The organism is Clostridium sp. KNHs205 (assembly GCF_000702945.1).
Taxonomy (GTDB): domain Bacteria; phylum Bacillota; class Clostridia; order Lachnospirales; family Lachnospiraceae; genus Anaerocolumna.
Genome location: NZ_JNLE01000003.1, coordinates 1,891,181 through 1,911,386 on the forward strand (window position 1 = coordinate 1,891,181; position 20,206 = coordinate 1,911,386).

Genomic DNA, 20,206 nt, shown 5'->3' on the forward strand with positions numbered 1-20,206 from the left:
TAGTAATTAAAATCAAGGCATATTAGAGTAAAATCAATTTTACATGAAAGAAATTATTCCCTTCCTTTCCAGGCAGGCAGTTTCTTCAATGTACGTATTGCAAGTTCATGAGCAGCCTTTTGGTGTAATCCTTGAGTTCTTATAATAAATTCTGTGGTACCCTTAAGTTTTTCCTCATAGGATTGAAGTGTGCCGTCGGGTCTTGCACAATAGATACAGTAATCTTTGCTTTCATCCTGTAGAGGATAATCATCTGCTTTCTCCATGGGCATTCCGCAGGAAATACAAATTTTCATATATGCTCCGATCTGTGCGCTAGCACATAGTGCTAATTTAGTTCATTGAATCAAAACATTCAAGTGCCGGAACCAGGCAATGGCTGATTCCCTGGAAACCGGATATGGCAAGTGTCATAACGATGGAATCCCGGATTTCCTCTCTGGTGGCACCGGCTTGTCTTGCCATTGGTACATGGGCAGTAACAGCTGCTGTATCACCTTGAGAGGCTTTAATGCCGATAAAGATAAGCTGCCTGGTCTTATCATCTAAAGCGCCTGCTGTTCCTATAGCAGCAAGTAGGTTATTATAGGCTCCTGCAATTTCGGGTGATTCTTTCAGAAATACCTGAAAGGGATTGACATTATTCATAATTATTTGCTCCTTTCAAAGGGATCTACTCCCAGTTTTATCAGCTCTTTCATACCAAGCTCTGTTATTTCATATTCCTTCTGGTTACTCAGGTTCTTCTCGAACCAGCCAAGCTCTACTAATCGGTTAAATAACCGGTTTCCCAGAGTACCACCAAGATGTTCATAACAACATTTGGCTTTCAGCAGTTCTTCGTTTTTTGACGGCATATATCCTTCCTCCCTCCTTCCAGAATCTGTAGGTTTAAGTTTTCCGTTTTAATAAGTTCCTATAGGCTTTAGTATATAGTCTTAACAGAAAGGAATGCGGGAAAACGTAACTTTATTATCAATATACCTTTGACTAATTTGCCTGTATCAGCAATGAAGTAAAGGAATCTGTCAGAGTAGCTTTATATGCAGCAATTACGCTGCCTTCCGGTGCAAAGATATCTCCATTTAAAAGATAATGGTGTATAAAACCAATCCACATATTAAAGAGAAGCTCAGGAGAGGGAAAGGATTTGCTGCTCTTCTTAAGAACTTTACTAAAATGCAGGGAAATAGCTGATTGGACTATAATAAAGGTATCTCTGACCTCCTGGGATAACATACGGTTCTCAATTACCAGACGGGTGTAGAAAGCTTCATATTCAGAGATTGCCTCTAGGTGGGCTGACAGCAGTTCCTTAAGCGAGGAACTGGACTCAGACAGTTCATGGGTACGGAAGGCTATCTTATTGCAGAAATGGTTTACCACCTCTGCTATAAATTCTTCCTGGGTGTTGAAATGAAGAAATACTGTTCCATGTGATACTCCGGCAGCTTTTGCTATATCAGACATTCGGGTATTTAGAAAACCCTGGCTGGAGAAAATATCGAAGGCGGTATTGATAAGCAATGCCTTTGTCTGTTCTTTTTTTTGTTGTCTTGCAGTTGGTTTGTTCAATATAATGACCTCTCAATCACTGACTGTACAGTCAGTATATTCCTGTGCATCGGCATTGTCAATATTTTTGTAAAAATATTTCCTTCAGATTCTTTTTATGATAAAATATCTGATAAAAGCGAAGCCTTATAATTTCCGTGGTATAAGAAATATACAAGACGAAAGATATTATTTCTTTGTGTTCGTAAAGCCGCAAAAATAATAGTAATCATTAGAAGCTTATGAGAGGTATACCAATATGCAGTACCTGACAGGGTTCAGCCTTCCCACTCAATATGATATGGATCTATACGGTTTAACATCAGCCTATCCCTTTGGTGTGTTGTATTTTAAGGAATTAAATCATATATCCTTTGATAGGATAACAATATTCTATGGAGGAAACGGCAGCGGGAAATCCACGCTGCTAAATCTGTTATCCGATAAGCTGGAGCTCCCCAGACGGACGACCGTCGACAGAACCAAAGAGTTCATCGATTTTACCAGAAAATGCAGTGTAAGCCTGAATGAGGAAGAAGGCATTAAAAAGATACCCTCCGGAAGTAAGATAATTACCAGCGAAGATATTATAGATGGTATTCTTGCCCAGAGAAAAGTGAATAAATCAACAGGGATTAAGCAGGAACAATCCTATGAAGAATACAATAATTTAAAATACACGCCTTTTCAGTTCACCTCGATAGCAGACTTTGACCGATTGAAGAAAGTAAATCAGACCAGGTCAAAAACAGCAACGAAATATATTAAACTGAATGCAGGGGAAAAGACCAGAGAGTTCTCCAACGGAGAGAATGCCCTTCGCTTCTTTGACAAGGAGCTGACTCCGGGTAATGTCTATCTTCTGGATGAGCCGGAAAACAGCCTGTCCCCTAAGTATCAATATGAGCTGACAAAGCTTTTATTCGATTTGGCTAGATTTTTTGATGTACAGTTTGTAATAGCTACCCATTCACCTTTTGTACTGTCCCTTGAAGGTGCACGTATCTATAATCTGGATGAGGAACCTGTAGAGATCAGAAGGTGGGAGGAACTTGAGAGCATCAGGTTCTATCATGATTTCTTTATGAAAAAGGATCATTTATTTTAAACTTTATAGCGATAAGCTATAAGGTAAGGCTTATCCGGTATAAGAATATGATAGATTAGAGGCTATATGCAGCTATCCAAACAATAAATTATAAAGAAAAAATATGAAAGGCTATAAGGAAAGAAAATAAGCATAGATAATAAGCAAAGAAAAATAAACAAAGAAAAAAGAATATAAAGAAAGAAAAATTAAGAAAGATAATAAAGAGATTATTGATATGCTTTCCCTTTATAGGACAGGACAATGAGATATATAAGCTCTATATGGGATAACAGACAATGATACACTTATTATCTTTCTTATTTTTATTTAGATTGTAACTCTTCTCTGATAAGTTCGAACTGTGACAGATAACAGGAAGCAGATAATAAAATAGGTGGCTGCCAGGAATCCGAACAAAGCCATAATCTCTGCGGCTGTAACAGCTTTTCCCATTACAATATCAGTGTTTCTTGATAGTTCTGCAATATCCACGGCTTTGAGATAAGCAGTATCTTTGATTACTGTAATCATCTGTGACAGAACAGAAGGTATTATCTGTTTATAGGTCTGGGGTAAGATGATGAAACACATCATTTGAACAAAGTTAAAGCCTTGGGAACGCGCCGCCTCATATTGACCTTTATGAATTCCGTTAAGCCCGCCTCTTATAATTTCTGCCATTACAGCTGAGGTAAAAAGTGTAAAAGCGAAGATTTCCTTGCCCAGTACGTTGCCTGGTATGACAAAGCGAAAGAAAAAGACCCAGAGGATATTTGGCGTGCAGCGAAAGAATTCGATATAAGCACCTACGATCTTATTAAGGGGCATCAGGGGGCCATGAGCGTAATTTCTGATAACAGCAAAAAGCGTTCCAAAGAGAAGGCTTAGGAGGATAGTACAAACAGACAGAAAAAGAGTAAGCCTTAAACCGTCCAGCATAAAGAGGATATTGCTCCGGCTGAATATATCACTCATTAGTCCACCTCCATAATCTGCAGTGGTTTAGCTGTGGGAAGCTGTCTGGCTTTGGTTTCTAATCTTGCAGTTAAGCGGGCCAGCGGATAGCAAAGCAGAAAGTAAAGCAGTCCTGCTGACAGATACCCCTGATAGAAATACCCGTTGTTGCCGGCCCAGGATTTGGCGAAGTACATAATGTCCATTCCTGCAACCATTGCAAGTACAGAGGTATTCTTTATCAGGTTCATCGCCTGGTTAGTAAGAGGCGGAAGAATGACTTTTAGGGTCTGGGGCAGTATGATGTACCACATGGTCTGAAGATAATGAAAGCCCTGGGACTGAGCGGCTTCCGTCTGTCCTTTGCTGATAGCTTCAATACCGCTGCGGAATACTTCGGCAATATAAGCACCATGATACAGGCCCACACCAATAATACCTACGAAAAAGTCCGGTATGGGGATTCCCAGAAAAGGTAAACCAAAGGAATAAAAGAAAACCTGAACTACCAGAGGAGTATTCTGAAAAAATTCAACATAAATTCTTGCCAGCAGCTGTAACAGCTTTACTCTGGTGCAGGATAAGATACCAAAGAGGAGCCCAAGTGCCAATGCCAGCAAGAGTCCCAAAAGAGCAACCAATGCAGCTTTTTTATTATATATTATTGTATGATAAATGATCAGAAAACAGCAAGATAATATGAGGAAAGAAAATTTGCAGAAATACTATATCACTCAGTTATGTAAAAATTGGTAAAAATACTGAATTATACAGAATTTTACGGATATAACCACGAAAAAGGATATCATTGGCAAAAATTACATAGGTCTAAATATCTATAAGAAATATGTCGAGAAGTGTTGAAAAAAATATTATAACAGGTTCATAAATTTGCTTGATAAGCAAACTATAAAAGCCGAAGGATGACAAAAATTAATGTTTCTAAGGAGGGCATATGCCAAGCAGTGTGTTAATCGTAGATGATGCTATTTTTATGAGACGTGCTATAAGAGAAATGTTGGAGAAAAACGGCTATGAAGTAATAGGAGAGGCAGAGAACGGAAGAACAGCCATACAAAAATACAAGGAGTATAAGCCAGATATTGTGACCTTGGATATTACAATGCCGGAAATGTCCGGAAGTATGGCGCTCAAGGAAATCATGAATCTGGATAAGGATGCAAAAGTAATTATGGTTACTGCCATGGGGCAGGAGGAGCTGGTAAAAGAGGCAATAATAGCAGGAGCCAGATCTTTTATCGTAAAACCTTTTACAGAAGAAAAGTTAATACAGGTATTACAAAAAATCACATAAAGAGGGGCTTTTATGGATTACAACAACGATTCTTTGTTAGACATATTCTTGTTTGAAACAGATCAGCTGATTGAACAATTAGAGGACAGCATGCTGACCAGTGAGAAAGAGAACAGCTACTCCGCTGAATTTGTAGATGAAGTATTCCGTATCATGCATACGATAAAGGGGTCCGCAGCCATGATGATGTATGAAAGCATCTCACTTCTGGCTCATTCTATGGAGGATTTATTTTATTATGTGCGTGGAAACAGAAACTGCAGCATCAACCACTCCAAACTGACAGATCTGATATTGGAAGGGATTGACTTTATTAAGTCAGAAACGGATAAAATAAAGCAGGGAGTACCCGCAGATGGTAATTCCGCTGTCTTAATAACCAATATACAGTCATATCTAATAAGCTTAAAAGAAGAAGATTCAAATAAGGCAGCGGCAACAGCTACCGATCAAAAAGATATTTCAAATTCTATTAATACCCATAGTTATAAAAATACATATACATATCGGATATCACTTAATTTTGATGAAGGCTGTGAAATGGAGAATATCCGGGCATATGGTGTGGTGCACCATCTTAAGCCTTTGGTATCAGAACTGTTTTATTATCCGGAAGAGATAATAGATGATGATGCCACTGTCATGGAAATCAGAAACAATGGATTTCATATGTGTGTCAGAACAACAATGGAGCCTGGGGAAATCTCTGCGTATATCGACAATGTTTCCTTCAAAAAATCCTCTGAGATTCTGGTTCTTGACACCTCTGACCTGAGTAAGTCTTGGTTTGAGTTACTTCAAGATATAAAAGCAGAAGCACTGGAAAATGAGGTATATTTTGAAACTGACGCCAACAGAGAAGAAACCGGAGAGTCAGGGAAAAGAGCAAAAACTGCAGGTACAGCAGATACTTATGAGATAAAAGACACAGAAGATAACTTAAAGGAAGCTATTAAGGCTGCAGTAAAAGAAACAAAAGAAAACACAAATAAAACCATTAAGGTAGTAGATAAAGAAACAAGTAATAGCACAAATGAAGCAATGAGTGTGGCAGCTGAAAAAGCAAAAGATAACGTCAGTGAAATAATCACTGCAAAAGATAACGTCAATGAAATAATCACTGCAAAAGAAGCAATAAATGGAGCAGCCAGAGGAGCAGCGAAGGAACCCGTAAGAGAAACCGGTACCGGGAATACACAAAGTCTTATCAGTGTTAATGTTGGCAAGCTGGATAAACTAATGGATCTGGTAGGGGAAATGGTTATTGCCGAAGCTATGGTTATTGAGAATTCTGATTTGAAGGGCTTAGAGCTTAACAACTTTCATAAGGCAGCCAGACAACTGAGTAAAATAACGGATGAAATACAGGATATGGTAATGTCAATACGGATGGTTCCACTGGCAGCTACCTTTCATAAGATGCAGCGTATTGTAAGGGATATGTGCAAAAAGCTGGATAAAAAAGTTAATCTTATCGTCAGCGGAGAAGAAACAGAAGTGGATAAGAGTATTATCGAGCATATTTCAGATCCTCTGATGCATCTGGTAAGAAATGCATTAGACCATGGGATAGAAATGCCGGAGGACAGAATTGTAAATGGTAAGAATCCTGCCGGCACTATATCATTGGAAGCGAAAAATGCTGGCAGTGATGTACTGGTTATCATTAAAGATGACGGTAAGGGCTTAAGCAGAGAAAACCTCCTGCGAAAGGCCAGGGAGAAGAACCTGCTTACGAAAGCAGTAGAAGAGTATAGTGACAAAGAAGTATTTGGACTAATAACCTTGCCCGGATTCTCCACAAAGGATGAAATCTCCGAGTTCTCAGGCAGGGGTGTGGGAATGGACGTTGTAACGAAGAATATTGAAATGGTAGGCGGCTCTATTACCATTGAAAGTAGTGCAGGTAACGGGACCACCATAACCCTTAAGATACCTTTGACGCTGGCTATTATAGACGGTATGAACATTAAGGTCAAGAACAGTTATTATACACTTCCGACCATTGGCATCAGGGAGTTTTTCCGACCTGATGCGAAAGATATCATCATGGATCCAGGCGGCAACGATATGATAATGCTTCGTGGGAACTGTTATCCCATAGTTAAGCTATATGAGTATTTCAAAGTAAGTGACGGTTACCGCAGCTACGAAGAAGGCATAATGATAATGATTGAGCATGATGACAAGGTTATTGGTATTTTTGCAGATGAGCTTTTAGGACAGCAGCAGGTAGTCGTAAAAGCCATGCCGGAATATATAAGAAGACTAAAACGAATAAAGGGACTTGCGGGGTGTACCCTCTTAGGGGATGGAAACATCAGTCTGATACTGGATGTGTCCTGGCTGATTAATATTTAGCGTCAGCTGAACTTTAAAGTGTGCCTGCAGCATTATTCATGAAAGGAGCAGGATAAATGGAAAATGTGACAGATGAAATCATGGAATGGGAGGAGGATACACAAAAAGGAAGATATTTGACTTTTCTGCTGGGTAAAGAGATATACGGAATAGAGATAAAATATGTTACCGAAATCATAGGCATGCAGGTTATAACGGAAATGCCGGATCTTCCGGAGTATATTAAGGGAATCATCAATCTTCGAGGGAAAATTATCCCCCTTATGGATGTCAGGCTTCGTTTTCATAAAGAACCGGTTGCATATAATGACAGAACCTGCATTATTGTTATTGATATCGATTTAATAACGATTGGGCTGATAGTAGACAGTGTTGCTGAGGTACTTGCCATTGAGGAGCATAACCTGGTTGAACCCCCTAAACTTAACAAGAATTTTCAAAACAGATACATAAAAAATATCGGGAAATCCGATACGGACGTCAAGCTGCTTCTGGACTGCGAGAAATTAATCTCGGAAACGGAAGCTATGGAAATTAATGAGGCATTATAATTTTGCGGAGGGTGAAGGAATGAAATTATTTAACAACTTAAAGATTGCTGTAAAACTAATAATCAGTTTTGTATTGGTGGCTCTTGTTGCGGGTATGGTAGGAGCAGTTGGAATTTTCTATATTAATCAGATAAATACGCTGGATACTCAAATGTATGAAAGACATACGGCTACTATGGATGAGATAGCGTCTATCTTAAGGGATTTTGGTTCAGAACGTGCGGGAGTACGTGAATTACTAATCAATACAGGAACAGCTGAAAGAGAAGGAGTAATAGCAAACTTGGCTGAGCTGGATAAAGCGATCCAAGAGAATATGTTAAGCTTCAAAAACCAGTCCTATGATAAGGAAGTCCTTAAAGCCTATGATAGCCTGGAAGAGGTATTTACAAGATTCTATGCTTACAGGGATAATATCATAACAGCAGTAAATGCAGGAGATTTGGAGAAAGCAAAGACAAGCATCGTTACGGATGGTAAGAGTATTACCAAAGAGGTGGAAGATGCCTGCAACAACCTGCTGGAATTAAAGATGAATCTTGCAAAAGAGACTTCCGAATCCAATGACCGTGCAGCCAGCGGTGCCACTTTTACTATGTTAGCGATTATAGCTGCAGGAATGGTGGTAGCTGTAACACTTGGTGTTTTTATTTCCAGGTTAATCAGCAAACCGGTTAATAAAATGGTGGAAGCCGCCAACAAACTGGCTCTTGGCGATGTAAATGTCAATATTGAGATTCACAGTAAGGACGAAATAGGAAGTCTTGCAGATTCCTTTGATAAAATGATTGCCAATATCAGAAATCAGGCACTTACGGCAGAAAGGATGGCAGCGGGTGATCTGACAATTGAAGTGGAGGTCCGCTCTGAAAACGACTTACTTGGCAAAAAGTTAGCGGAGATGGTTGATAGAAACAATGAAGTCCTGAATAAGATTGCAGTTGCTTCCGATGAAGTATCAATAGGTTCCAAGCAGGTATCAGATTCCAGCATTGCATTATCTCAGGGGGCAATGGAACAGGCAAGTACCATTGAAGAGCTTACAGCATCCTTAGAGGAAATTGCTGCTCAGACGAAATTAAATGCAAAAAATGCAAGTCAGGCAAATGATCTGGCAGGTGTGGCTAAGAATAACGCACTTCAGGGAAATGAACAGATGAAGGAAATGCAAAAGGCAATGGAAGAGATAAACATTTCCTCTTCAAATATTTCTAAAATCATCAAAGTAATCGATGAAATAGCTTTCCAGACGAATATACTTGCTTTAAATGCAGCAGTAGAGGCTGCAAGAGCAGGTCAGCACGGAAAAGGTTTTGCGGTAGTTGCAGAAGAAGTACGCAACCTTGCAGCCAGGTCAGCAAATGCGGCAAAGGAAACTACAGACATGATAGAGGGTTCTATCAAAAAAGTAGAAGCAGGTACTAAGATAGCAGATGAAACCGCGTCAGCCTTAAATAAAATAGTGGAAGATGTAACAAAAGCAGCGACCCTGGTAAGTGAGATTGCTATGGCTTCCGATGAACAGGCAGCAGGTATTGAGCAGGTTAATCAAGGAATAATGCAAGTATCAGAGGTGGTACAGATCAACTCCTCAACCTCAGAGGAAACAGCAGCCTCCAGCGAAGAATTATCAGCACAGGCAGAATTGTTGAAAGAATCCATCAGCAAGTTTAAACTGAAAAGCCTCTACGGAAGTTTTTAAATATTATTGTTGAAAGAAGCCGGTTGAAAATATCTGATTTTCACAGGCTTCTTTTATTTATTACCCTTTGCGCTCAAAGCTGATTCTTCGTTATCCCTTTGTGGATTGGCAGCGGCAATAAGAAGCGAAAATAAAAATAGCAGCAAGTAAAATCAAGCCGTAACCCCTCGATTTCTTTATAATAAAAGGAGGGTGGTTCAAAGGAGGCTGGCTCAAACGAGGGGAAGAGACAAAGGTAAGATTGGCAAAGCCCGCGGGACAGTTTAAGCATATTTAAAGGGATCAAGAGGATCGATTTGAGCGTAAAACCTGACTTTGTAAATAAAAATGGAGGTAAGACATGAAAAAATGGTATAACGAGGAATATGAATGGGAAATTGAGGTGACAGGTTTTCTTCGCAGCGATCACACGGAGCGGTATTGCCGAAATGGTGAGGAAGTAGGAGATAAATATACCTGTACTTATGGCTGTCCCGTAAATACAGACGGACAAGGTATCTGCTCCAAAGTAATGATGATGATGTTTCCAATTATGGAAGCGGTCAGGAGTGGCGGAAATTTAGAAAATATCGGAGGAGACAGCAAATACAGCAAAGACCTTGTATGTCCAGACGGCTGCGTTATGTTCAGGTTGACGGCAAGAAAACTTGAAAATGAGAATTTTTATAAAGGGAAATTCTTTGACTGAGAAGTAGAATGTTTCGGCACCTCTTTTCCGTAGCTTGCCATAGCTCCCCTTGTTTTGCATCTTAACAAGGAAAATGATGCAGGACAGTAAATAACATAACTTTATGATACCATGTATCCTAAAGTAAACAACCAATTTGTTCTCCTGTTTTCCTTTCAGCAATTGAATTTATCAATAAATAAAAAGAAGCGCTGGTAAAGAGAAAGGTAAATTGCTATAATAGTAGCCGAAGATTTGTTAAGAAGGAAGCAGGAGATATCTGTAATTTTGACTGTACAAAAAGTCAGGATTGGATATCCGGAAAAGAGGCTTGGATGAAAGAATACCGATTAGATGAAATAGAGAACCTTAAGGTTCATGGAAGAACAGCAGGAGCATTAAATCCTGTACCATTATTTTGGACAGGAAGCGGAATTGAGTTAAATGTCAGCGGTTCCGAGCTGTGGATTGAAGTAGAAGCAGGTTATAAGGAATATGAACCCTGGCTGGGATTATGGGTGAATTCCGTACCTGTTGGAAGACAGATGCTTAATAATGAAAGATACTGGATATGTGTATTTCGAGGTATGAATGCAGAGAAGGTTAAGAATATCCGTATTATCAGGGAAGTACAGGCTATGAGCGGCGATCCCTCCAGTTATCTGGTAATCCATTCTGTTAAGACGGATGGTGAATTCCATGCCCTGGAGGAGAAGCCTTATAAGATAGAATTTATAGGCGACAGTATAACCTCAGGAGAAGGTATAGTTGGTGCAAAAGAAGAAGAGGATTGGATATCCATGTGGTTTAGCGCAACCGATAATTATACCGCTTTTACTGCGAATGCCCTGAAAGCAGACTACCGGGTCATATCTCAGAGTGGTTGGGGAGTACTTACCAGTTGGGATAATAACCCGGACTGTAATATACCTCAGTATTATGATAAAGTATGCGGTCTGTTAAAGGGAGAAATGAATGAAAAATTAGGTGCTTTCAGGGAGAATAATTTTAATGCCTGGCAGCCGGACATTGTAGTCGTTAATCTTGGTACCAATGATGGCTCCGCATTTTTACAGCCCCAATGGCGTGATGAAGTGACAGGAAGATATCATAAGCAGCGTATGAACAGTGACGGAACTTATAATACGGAAGATATGGATACCTTCAAAGAAGCAGTAATAAGTTTCTTAACGAAAATCAGAAGCTACAATCCAAAGGCTCAAATAGTCTGGGTATACGGTATGCTTGGCATTCCTATGATGCCCTATATCTATCAGGCAATAGATACTTATAAAATGAGAACCCAGGACAAGCAGGTATCTGTATTTCAACTTCCTAATACCAATGATAAAACAGTTGGGTCCAGATGGCATCCGGGAAGATTATCCCACGAGAAAGCTGCGGAAGAACTAAGTGGTTATCTGCAAGAACTTTTGAATAATTAAGAAAAATACAGTACAGCCTTACGTAAAAATTATATAAAGTAGTACTGGATAAATTAATTCAATTGTGATAATATTATTCCATATTTCGAAAGGGTATTGGCGTGGCGATGGTGTCGGCAGTACCCTTTTTTGTGGGTAAATATAAAGGAATATTTTGGATGGCACAAGGCCAAAAGTTCAGAAAGAGGTCATATGGATAAAAGTAGATTATTGAAGCAAATATTATTGATTGGAGTTGGAAACGTAGTAATAACAGGTGCTGCTTTTCTGGGAGAGAGTTCTTTATCTAAAGAAGCAGCAGTTCTCATAGCAACGCTGCTGATACTTTTATATACCGGATTAATACTTTATTTCATGAATAAAAGAAGCAATAGACTGCTTTCAGAAATCGTAAGGGTTCTGCACCGATTTAACAGCGGTGACTTTACTGCCAGGATTCGTCTTAAGGCAAAGGATAAGGAAACAACACAGATAATCAGCGATTTTGACAGCCTTAGGGATATGTTGAATACATGGATTTATGGACTTTTACATTCCGCTGTTGCTGTAAAGACCTCGGCTCTTGAGATTACGGCAGATACAGAGCGGACAACAGAAGGCATGGAGGAACTTAATATTTCTCTGAATGAAATCAGTCAAGCTTTTGATGAGACCTCAGCCATGCTTTTTGATGTTTCAAAGGCAGCGGATGGTCTGTCTGTCAGCGGAGCTGATATTGCACGAAGCAGTACAGAAGTGGTTGATAGTGTACGTCTGGCAAAGGAAGCTGCTGCAGAAGGAGGAACTGCTCTTGAGAAAATGTCTGAATCCATGTCAGTAATGCAGACAGAAGTTACGGAAGCTTATGATAAGATCTTACATTTAGAGCAGGTTTCAAGGGAAATCGGCAGCATAACAGAAGCTATTTCTGCTATATCCAGGCAAACCGGTATGCTTGCCTTAAATGCTTCCATTGAATCAGCCAGAGCCGGTGAAGCTGGCAAAGGGTTTGCCGTTGTAGCAGATGAGGTACGTAAACTGTCAGATGAGACCAAAGAAGCTACCGGCAGAATCAATGAACTTATTTTAACGGTGCAAAATGAAGTACAGGCAGTGGTTGGTTCCATTGAAGCTGCCAAAGACCATGTATACAGTGGAGCTGAGGTTGCTGTACTTGCGGATGAGAAGCTAAAGAATATTATGTCGGTTACCGGTAAGACCCTTGAATATATGGAAAGTATATCGACGGATGTTAGAGAACAGTCTGAAAAGACAGATATCATATCAAAAAATGCCCAGGAGGTTGCTGAGAAGGGTCACAGCGGAACTGCTTCTGTTCAGGAGATTTCATGTGTTATGGAGAACCAGGCAGAAGATGTGCATAAGACCAATGTATCCACTCATAAACTGCTGGATATTTCAGAAAATCTTGAGAAAGTGATGGAGCGCTTCGACAATAACCTTGGAGAGCAGATGATAAAAATCTGTGAGAACCTGGCTGAACTTATAACAGAAGGAGAGAAGAGAAATCAGCCGGTAACGGATGACAGGCTTGAAGAATTGAGGAAACATTACAACCTTGCAGAATTTCACATAACGGATGCATATGGAAAGGTAGTTTTAAGCACTTCCGGTTTCCATGGTTTCCAATTCAGTGATAAAGAAGGCGCACAGACCTATGAGTTCACCAGAATGTTAAAGAATCCGACTTTGAAGGTAAATCAGAAAGCTGCTTTTCGGGATATCGATAACAAGTTGTTTAAATATGCTGGAGTTGCCTTGCCGGAGGGAAAAGGAATTGTGCAATGCGGTCTGGATGCCTCAAAGCTTACGGAGTTTGCTGAAGTCTGAGAAATAATAATATTCCCCTGATGTATAGATTATACATAAATAGAAAAACTTAAGAATAGTGTTGAATAATTTTCCTATGGTTAAAAACTGCCATTTTTTATGGCTCAAATATGGAAGTAATAAGATTGGCAGTAATAGGATAAGGAATTAAAGCTTAAGTTTGTATGATAGATACACATAGAAAGGGATTTGCAATGCTGGTTATAAAGAATGGTAAGATAGTCACAATGACAGGGGAAGTTTATGAATGTGGCAGTGTTCTGGCAGAAGAAGGAAAGATAGTTTATGTAGGAGAGAATCCCAGGTATGAAGAAAAGGAAGATACTGTTGTCATAGATGCCACTGGTCTGTGGGTAATGCCTGGGTTAATTGAAGCACACTGTCATATTGGCATTACGGAAGAAAAAGAAGGGGAAGAGGATGATGACTGCAATGAAACAACCCAGCCGGTAACACCTTATCTTAGAGGCCTGGATGCGGTAAATCCTATGGACCCTGCCTTTCATAATGCCATACAGGCAGGGATTACCTCTGTCATGGTGGGTCCTGGAAGCAGTAATGTAGTAGGCGGCCAGTTTCTGTTTATTAAGACACAGGGTAGGGTAATTGAAGACATGATAGTTAAGGAACCGGCAGCCATGAAGATAGCTTTCGGGGAGAATCCTAAAAGATCTTATAAGGATCTTAATAAACCGCCGGCTTCCAGAATGAGCATAGCTGCCATGCTTCGGGCAGAGCTGTTTAAGGCCAGTTGTTATAAGAAAAAGAAAGAGCAGTCAGAAGCTGATATGGAGGAGGATTTTAAGCTGGAGAGCTGGCTTCCGGTATTAAATCAAGATATACCCCTAAAGGCTCATGTACACAGAGCGGATGATATATTGACTGCCATCAGGATTGCAAAGGAATATCATCTTAAGCTTACCCTGGATCATTGTTCAGAAGGGCATTTGATAGCGGAGGAGATATATAAAAGCGGATATCCTGCCATTGTGGGCCCGGGAATGTCCTGCCGCAATAAACTTGAAATTAAGAATGTGGATTTTAAGACCCCGGGAGTTCTTGCCAGAAATGGTGTAAAAGTTGCTATTACAACAGATCATCCGGTAACATTAATTCAGTATCTCCCCATATGTGCCGGACTTGCTGCAAAAAAGGGACTTGGTATAGAGGAAGGGTTAAAGTCAATAACCATCAATGCTGCAGAAATATGCCAGGTGGAAGACCGGGTAGGCAGCCTGGAAGTGGGAAAGGATGCAGATATAGCAATCTTTACAGGAAATCCAATGGAGGTGTTTACCCATACCATGTATACAATAATTGATGGAAAGATTATATATGAATGGAAGGACGAATTGGAAGACGGAAAGAATTAAGGGATATGGAATATAGAAGGATTCAAAAAGAGAGCATTCATCGGAAAATGCTCTCTTTTTTGTGATGACGAAACATATAGGATTTAATTTACATTCAATAAATTAAGATTTAAGCGTATGTGATTATTTCATATTATTATTAGCGTCACTTTTTTTATGAAATAGTTTGGGTCTGCCTTGTTTTACCACCAGATGCTGGTAGAAGTTTTCGCAGTTTTCATATCTTTCGGAGGTAATCCAGCTTGCAGGTGCTTTCGTGTTATAATCTATTAAATCTAAGTATAAATTTGTGCTGCCAATATACATATAGGTATCCTCCTTTATTCCTTTGCCGAACTCTTTATTAATCTTTACTGTATGTATATTATATATAAAAATTGACTTTTTGTATATAATCTGCTAGTCTGAATATAAAGGGTGGAATTTGTATCCACAGCACAAAGGGTAACGTCTTTATAATTTTTAAGTAAGTATAGAATCAGCGAATGCTGACCTAGGGGGTAAAGCATAAATGGCAGTCCGTTTCTGGGAAATGTATGAAGAAACCAGGGAACAGTTTAAGCTAAATATAGTTGCCGGCAAAGCTGGAATGGATACGGTTGTAAGCTGGGTTCATATGCTGGAGGATGAGACCATTGTATCCAGATTTCACGGAGAAGAGCTGGCTATTACAACAGGAATGAAAGCAGATCAGCCTGACTGGCTTTTAAAGGTAGTCAGAGAAATGTCCCAGGAGGATTGTGCAGGAATCATCATAAATACAGGAATGTATATGGAAAGGATTCCGGAGGAGGTTATTGAATGGTGTAATGAACACAATTTTCCTATTCTGGAGATGCCCTGGGAAATCTCCATAACAGAGCTGATACAGGATTACTGTATGCGTATAATCGATCAGAAGCAATTTGAGAAGAAAATAAGCAATGCTTTCAGAGAAGTTATTCAAGGACGTTTTAAAGAGGCGGATGTCAGGCAGGTGTTAGGAGAACGGTATGATATAGAAGGCACCTTTCAGGCCTTTTGCATCTATGTAAAGAAGACAATGGAGGATGAGCTAAGCTATAATCAGGCGGTTATAAAACTGGAGAATTTGTTCGGCTTATGGAAGGGCAATGATAAAATCAATGCTTCTTACGGCCTTATAAAAATGGAGGATTTTCTTGTTCTGATTCTCAATAACAGAAAGGAAAAATACTACACGGAGCTGCCGGAACTGATTTTGCAGAGCTTTGCCGCCTTTTCCAGAGAAAAGAGGTTCTATCTTGGCATAGGACCCAGGGTGATTCATCTTGAGAACCTTCCTACCAGTTATAAGAGAGCCAGAACAGCAATGAAGATGTCCCTGGGAACCGGACGGGAGATGGTTGACTTTGAAGAAATGGGATTCTTTAAGTTACTATTTTCCATTGATGACACAGATATTCTGCTAAGCTACGCCAATGAGATATTAGGGCCCCTGGAGGAATATGATATTTCCCATGGTTCAACTTATGTGGATACCTTAAGAAGCTATATCAGAAATGACAGAAGCCTTATAAGGGTGGCGGAGGATACTTTCACCCATAGAAATACTGTTAATTACCGTATTCAGAACATCAAGCGGATACTTAAGTGTGAGCTTAAGGACAGTGAGGAATTATTCCCATACCAGGTAGCTTTCTACATAAGAGATATGTCGAAATAAGACAGAGCAAAATATGAATTGTGTTGAAATAGAGGCAGCTCCTTTACTTTCATGAGAAAACTTGTGAAAGGGAAGGAGCTTTATCTACGCTAGAATAAAAGGTATCTTAGTAAAATATAAGCATTTCAGTAAACCATGAACCGACCAATTAAAAGCTATAAATTATCATCTATAAATACTTTAATTAAATCTAAAAGCTCGTTGCTCCAGAATGAACCCTCGTGGGGAGCACCTTCCACGCAGACAAGAGAAACCTCTGCACCTGCATCAGATAGCCGGTGATACATAAGTTCACTCTGGGAATAATCCACCAGTGTATCGGCATTGCCATGAAGAATTAAGAAAGGAGGATAAGACTGTCCTTCCTTCATATGGTTCACCGGATTAATCTTCATAAGTTTCTTAAGATTTTCAGGAGTATCCTCACCTCGTAAACCTTCAAATATCTTCTTCATATTTTCCTCCAGATTCGGAAGGTTATCAAGGGCAAAGGTTAAATCCGTAGGTCCGAAGCAATCCACTACCAATTTCACAGAATCTGAAAATTCCTCGTATTCCTTTGTTTTGTAGCAGGGTTCATCCCCTGTAAGGCCTACTAATAAGGCAGTGTTACCGCCAGAGGAGGTACCCCAGATGCCAACTCTGTCAGGATCGATCAGATATTTGGAGGCATGTTTTCGCAAGTAACGGATTCCTGCTTTCACATCTTCCAGAAATGCCGGGAATGGGTGTCCCTCCAGACTGTTTCTGTGTGTTAAAGTTGCAACTACATAACCCTCTCTGGCAAATTGAGCCAATTGCGGAAGCTGATAATAAACGTCTGGGTGAGTCCAGGCGCTGCCTTGTACAAATACTATCAAAGGATAGGCAGGTTGTATCGGTGATACATCTGATTTCCAGGGAGTAAGTATCTGCATTTTTAAATCCACTCCCTGGGCAGTGGAATATATTACATCCGGAATCATAACAGCCATACTTTTAAGTTCCGGATTACATTTGATGGTCTTTACCTCTTTGTATGCCATACGGTTTCCTCCTGAAGAATGATTTTAAATAGCTCTGGTGCTTGGAAATATACTGATTTTATCATAATCTTCCAGATGCCACAAGGGCTATGCTCAAAAGATTCTATTTCCGGGTGTGGTTAAAGGATAGTTTAATAAGCTTCTTGGGGCAGGTGTCGGCACATTCCCCACAGAGGATACATTCGCTGTTGCTCATGTTGTTCTTTGACACCATCTCCTGGACTTCAAGACTCATTGGACATTTACCGGTACATTGTTTGCAGCTGATGCAGGCAGAAGAGTCAGCGGTCAGTTTAAGAGAAGGGATAGGAAGAAGTTCCTTCAGCTTCGTTCCAAGAATCATAAAAGGAGCCATCCAGCAGATGGAATGACACATACCTCTTTTACCCAGAAGCAGGGCCAATACTGTAATAAGAGTCAGGATTAAGAAATAAGTGATAAGACCGGGCATCCCGGCAGCTGAAATTCCATGCTCTGTCATATAAAAGAAATCCACGGAATGAACTCCACCGGCAGTAAGAAAGGCAGCAAGGATGCCAATAAGCCAGGGAATCCAGATAAAGTATTTAATCAGGTTGATTTTTATATTCGTAATTCGCTTGTCTACTGCTGGAAACAGGCACTCCTGAAGTCCGCCAGCAGGACAAACCCAGCTGCAGAAAGCTCTTCCAAATAACAGGGAGAACAGAAATAATGCAGCAAAGGTAAGGAAGCTTCCTGAGATTATCCCTTCAAAACCTCCTTGTATTATCAGGTAGGGTGAAAAATAAAATAAAGTGATGAGGAACAGGAAAAAGGATAGCGTAAGGAGTAATTTTCTTAATTTTTGACGTTTCATATAATATTGAACACCAATATAACACAGGGAAATAAACAGTTATGTCCGAAGTCACTGTGTTACAGCCACTGATATGTATGAAAGAAGTTACTGTGGCATCCTTTCTTTTTATTTTCTTTCACAAGGTAAATCGCATCTGCTATTCTTGACAAAACTATATCAACATGATATAGTTTTGTCAAGAAGTTTATTATTTATATACGCTTCTGATTTGTACGTGCAAAGGCGCGAAGGAGGTTAAAATGGCAAAAACAAATACAACTGTATATATAATCCTGGGTTTGCTTGATCATGAAGACCTTAGTGGGTATGATATAAAGAAAAAAATCGACTATATGATAAGCCATTTCTGGGAGGTTGGGTACGGACAGATATATCCTACCTTAAAGATGATGGAAGAAAATAAAATGATAATAAAACACTCCAGTGAAGCCAGTAAAGGACCGGAAAGGAACCTGTATTCTATTACTGATAAAGGGCGGGAAGTATTAAAGGAATGGCTTTTACTGCCGGAAGATAAGGAATATACAAAATATGAGATTCTGGTAAAACTTTTTTTTGGAAATATGGTGACAACGGAAGAAAATTTAAAGCGTATTGGTGCTTTTAGAGAACGGCAAAATCAGAATGCGGACATAATAAAAGTATTTAAACATAATCTGGAACAGGTACTTTCAGTGGATGAAGACCACCTGTACTATTACCTGACGGTTCTTTTTGGTGAAAAGGTGTACAAGGCCTATCAGGACTGGGCAGCGGAAGCAGAGGCCTTATTAAAGGATTACAATAAGAGGAAAGCATCTACAAAGGAGAGTGCAGCGCAGACTGTTACCAATGAATAAAGAAAAAGTCAGCCCTCCGGCAAACACCTGTTTACAGATGTGTATTGCCGGAGGGCTGAAAAGTACCAGTATTATTCCCACTCTTTCTGTAATTCATAATTCCAGTCAACGGAATATGGACTGTCGGTCTGTTCCACTAACTCCTGGTATATCTGATAACGGGCATAGCTTTCAGAGGTTTCATCAGACATATCGTCACCATTCCAGTATTGAAATCCAAATAGATAGCTATCTGTCATCTCGTCCCAGGAGCCATAGGCTTCCTGTAATTTTTTTGCGATAGCAAGACTTTTATCCATGGCTTCCTCATAAGTATAATAACCGGCAAGGTAATACCAGGCAGAAAGCTGCATGGCTCTGGATAAATCCCAGGCAAGAATTGCATTGTCACCATAATTAGCCACAGCATCATAGAGCCCCAGGTAATAAGCTCTGTCATTATCTGTATAAGAGCTATCCGACAATGCTTCTATCAGCTCTTCCCTTGTATATTCTGACAAGCTGTTCTCCTTGTATTCTTCCAGTAACAAAGCATTGTGTCCACCCTCCTCTAATAACCAGTTTATGGTGTCCTCTGCAGTGGTTCTGTCTGTAACCTCCCAGGATTCCTTTAGGCCGCTTTTAATCATTTGAACATTTAGGAGATTTTTAGTCCCATACCCTCCAATGAGATTCAGGTCACCGCCGTTTCGAGTTGTAATTATTGCATAGGCAGCATTGAACCAACGTAATGTATCGGATAGAGTATCCTCATTAACCGTAACATCAACAGGTGTTTCAGCTTTGGAATCCGTTCCGGTGCTGTTGCTGCAGCCTGTTAATAAAAAAGCGATTAGCAACAATACTGCTGTTAAACTTTTCTTCATTTTCTTTACCATCCTTTTGTATCAATTTTCAAGAGTCAATATTACCAAAATATACCTATTAAATGAAGTGGGAAATAAGTATGGTTCTAACGACGAAACAAAACAAAAA

Annotated in this window: 21 protein-coding genes; 11 read left to right on the forward strand and 10 right to left on the reverse strand. The window is 39.8% G+C overall.

Going from position 1 to position 20,206, the window contains the following annotated elements; genetic code table 11:
• Window positions 1-53: 53 nt before the first annotated feature.
• From BR73_RS0108020 to BR73_RS0108035, 4 genes are all read right to left on the reverse strand, one after another.
• Window positions 54-296, reverse strand: a complete 243-nt coding sequence (locus tag BR73_RS0108020) for a zinc ribbon domain-containing protein (RefSeq protein ID WP_033165114.1) — start codon at window positions 294-296, stop codon at window positions 54-56.
• Between the two features lie 37 nt (window positions 297-333).
• Entirely contained in the window at window positions 334-648 is a 315-nt protein-coding gene (locus tag BR73_RS0108025; RefSeq protein WP_033165115.1) for a carboxymuconolactone decarboxylase family protein, read from the reverse strand.
• 2 nt (window positions 649-650) lie between these two features.
• Window positions 651-857, reverse strand: a complete 207-nt coding sequence (locus BR73_RS0108030) for a hypothetical protein (protein WP_033165116.1) — start codon at window positions 855-857, stop codon at window positions 651-653.
• A gap of 133 nt (window positions 858-990) precedes the next feature.
• On the reverse strand, window positions 991-1,575 hold the full coding sequence (locus BR73_RS0108035) for a TetR/AcrR family transcriptional regulator (RefSeq protein WP_033165117.1): 585 nt from the start codon (window positions 1,573-1,575) through the stop codon (window positions 991-993).
• Between the two features lie 238 nt (window positions 1,576-1,813).
• Between BR73_RS0108035 and BR73_RS0108040 the strand changes: the two genes are divergently transcribed.
• The gene (locus BR73_RS0108040) at window positions 1,814-2,662 is read left to right on the forward strand and encodes an AAA family ATPase (RefSeq protein WP_033165118.1); all 849 of its coding nucleotides are present in this window, start codon (window positions 1,814-1,816) and stop codon (window positions 2,660-2,662) included.
• Between the two features lie 309 nt (window positions 2,663-2,971).
• Here the strand turns inward: BR73_RS0108040 and BR73_RS0108045 are convergent, their stop codons facing one another.
• On the reverse strand, window positions 2,972-3,619 hold the full coding sequence (locus BR73_RS0108045; protein WP_033165119.1) for an amino acid ABC transporter permease: 648 nt from the start codon (window positions 3,617-3,619) through the stop codon (window positions 2,972-2,974).
• Window positions 3,619-4,227 carry an amino acid ABC transporter permease gene (locus tag BR73_RS0108050; protein ID WP_242860638.1) on the reverse strand — a complete coding sequence of 203 codons (609 nt, stop codon included), beginning with the start codon at window positions 4,225-4,227 and terminating at the stop codon, window positions 3,619-3,621. Before BR73_RS0108050 ends, BR73_RS0108045 begins: the two co-directional genes overlap by 1 nt.
• A gap of 326 nt (window positions 4,228-4,553) precedes the next feature.
• Between BR73_RS0108050 and BR73_RS0108055 the strand changes: the two genes are divergently transcribed.
• The 8 genes from BR73_RS0108055 to BR73_RS0108090 all read left to right on the forward strand — a co-directional run bounded on the left by BR73_RS0108055 (window position 4,554) and on the right by BR73_RS0108090 (window position 14,842).
• Entirely contained in the window at window positions 4,554-4,913 is a 360-nt protein-coding gene (locus tag BR73_RS0108055; RefSeq protein WP_033165120.1) for a response regulator, read from the forward strand.
• A 12-nt stretch (window positions 4,914-4,925) separates the two neighbouring features.
• Window positions 4,926-7,274 carry a chemotaxis protein CheA gene (locus tag BR73_RS0108060; protein ID WP_033165121.1) on the forward strand — a complete coding sequence of 783 codons (2,349 nt, stop codon included), beginning with the start codon at window positions 4,926-4,928 and terminating at the stop codon, window positions 7,272-7,274.
• Between the two features lie 56 nt (window positions 7,275-7,330).
• Window positions 7,331-7,825 (forward strand): chemotaxis protein CheW, encoded by a 495-nt coding sequence (locus BR73_RS0108065; RefSeq protein WP_033165122.1) that lies wholly within the window; start codon window positions 7,331-7,333, stop codon window positions 7,823-7,825.
• A gap of 19 nt (window positions 7,826-7,844) precedes the next feature.
• Window positions 7,845-9,527, forward strand: coding sequence for a methyl-accepting chemotaxis protein (locus BR73_RS0108070; protein WP_081848760.1), 1,683 nt, complete (start codon window positions 7,845-7,847; stop codon window positions 9,525-9,527).
• A gap of 340 nt (window positions 9,528-9,867) precedes the next feature.
• Window positions 9,868-10,215 carry a TIGR04076 family protein gene (locus BR73_RS0108075; RefSeq protein ID WP_033165123.1) on the forward strand — a complete coding sequence of 116 codons (348 nt, stop codon included), beginning with the start codon at window positions 9,868-9,870 and terminating at the stop codon, window positions 10,213-10,215.
• A gap of 314 nt (window positions 10,216-10,529) precedes the next feature.
• Window positions 10,530-11,639 (forward strand): SGNH/GDSL hydrolase family protein, encoded by a 1,110-nt coding sequence (locus BR73_RS0108080; protein ID WP_033165124.1) that lies wholly within the window; start codon window positions 10,530-10,532, stop codon window positions 11,637-11,639.
• A gap of 192 nt (window positions 11,640-11,831) precedes the next feature.
• Window positions 11,832-13,469, forward strand: coding sequence for a methyl-accepting chemotaxis protein (locus tag BR73_RS0108085; RefSeq protein WP_033165125.1), 1,638 nt, complete (start codon window positions 11,832-11,834; stop codon window positions 13,467-13,469).
• A 194-nt stretch (window positions 13,470-13,663) separates the two neighbouring features.
• Complete coding sequence (locus BR73_RS0108090; protein WP_033165126.1) at window positions 13,664-14,842, forward strand: amidohydrolase; 1,179 nt, start codon at window positions 13,664-13,666, stop codon at window positions 14,840-14,842.
• A gap of 123 nt (window positions 14,843-14,965) precedes the next feature.
• Here BR73_RS0108090 and BR73_RS0108095 read toward each other — a convergent pair whose 3' ends face one another.
• Window positions 14,966-15,148 carry a hypothetical protein gene (locus BR73_RS0108095; RefSeq protein WP_033165127.1) on the reverse strand — a complete coding sequence of 61 codons (183 nt, stop codon included), beginning with the start codon at window positions 15,146-15,148 and terminating at the stop codon, window positions 14,966-14,968.
• A 205-nt stretch (window positions 15,149-15,353) separates the two neighbouring features.
• Here BR73_RS0108095 and BR73_RS0108100 point away from each other — a divergent pair, with 205 nt between their 5' ends.
• Window positions 15,354-16,526: a PucR family transcriptional regulator gene (locus tag BR73_RS0108100; protein ID WP_033165128.1), complete on the forward strand. Its 1,173-nt coding sequence runs from the start codon at window positions 15,354-15,356 to the stop codon at window positions 16,524-16,526.
• 155 nt (window positions 16,527-16,681) lie between these two features.
• On the opposite strand, the gene BR73_RS0108105 is transcribed toward BR73_RS0108100, so the two are convergent.
• Window positions 16,682-17,551: an alpha/beta hydrolase gene (locus BR73_RS0108105; protein WP_033165129.1), complete on the reverse strand. Its 870-nt coding sequence runs from the start codon at window positions 17,549-17,551 to the stop codon at window positions 16,682-16,684.
• 103 nt (window positions 17,552-17,654) lie between these two features.
• On the reverse strand, window positions 17,655-18,389 hold the full coding sequence (locus BR73_RS0108110; protein WP_033165130.1) for a 4Fe-4S binding protein: 735 nt from the start codon (window positions 18,387-18,389) through the stop codon (window positions 17,655-17,657).
• Window positions 18,390-18,631: 242 nt separating this feature from the next.
• Here BR73_RS0108110 and BR73_RS0108115 point away from each other — a divergent pair, with 242 nt between their 5' ends.
• Window positions 18,632-19,231 (forward strand): PadR family transcriptional regulator, encoded by a 600-nt coding sequence (locus tag BR73_RS0108115; protein ID WP_051685051.1) that lies wholly within the window; start codon window positions 18,632-18,634, stop codon window positions 19,229-19,231.
• A gap of 71 nt (window positions 19,232-19,302) precedes the next feature.
• Here the strand turns inward: BR73_RS0108115 and BR73_RS26690 are convergent, their stop codons facing one another.
• On the reverse strand, window positions 19,303-20,097 hold the full coding sequence (locus BR73_RS26690; protein ID WP_035297491.1) for a DUF1266 domain-containing protein: 795 nt from the start codon (window positions 20,095-20,097) through the stop codon (window positions 19,303-19,305).
• Window positions 20,098-20,206 lie beyond the last annotated feature (109 nt).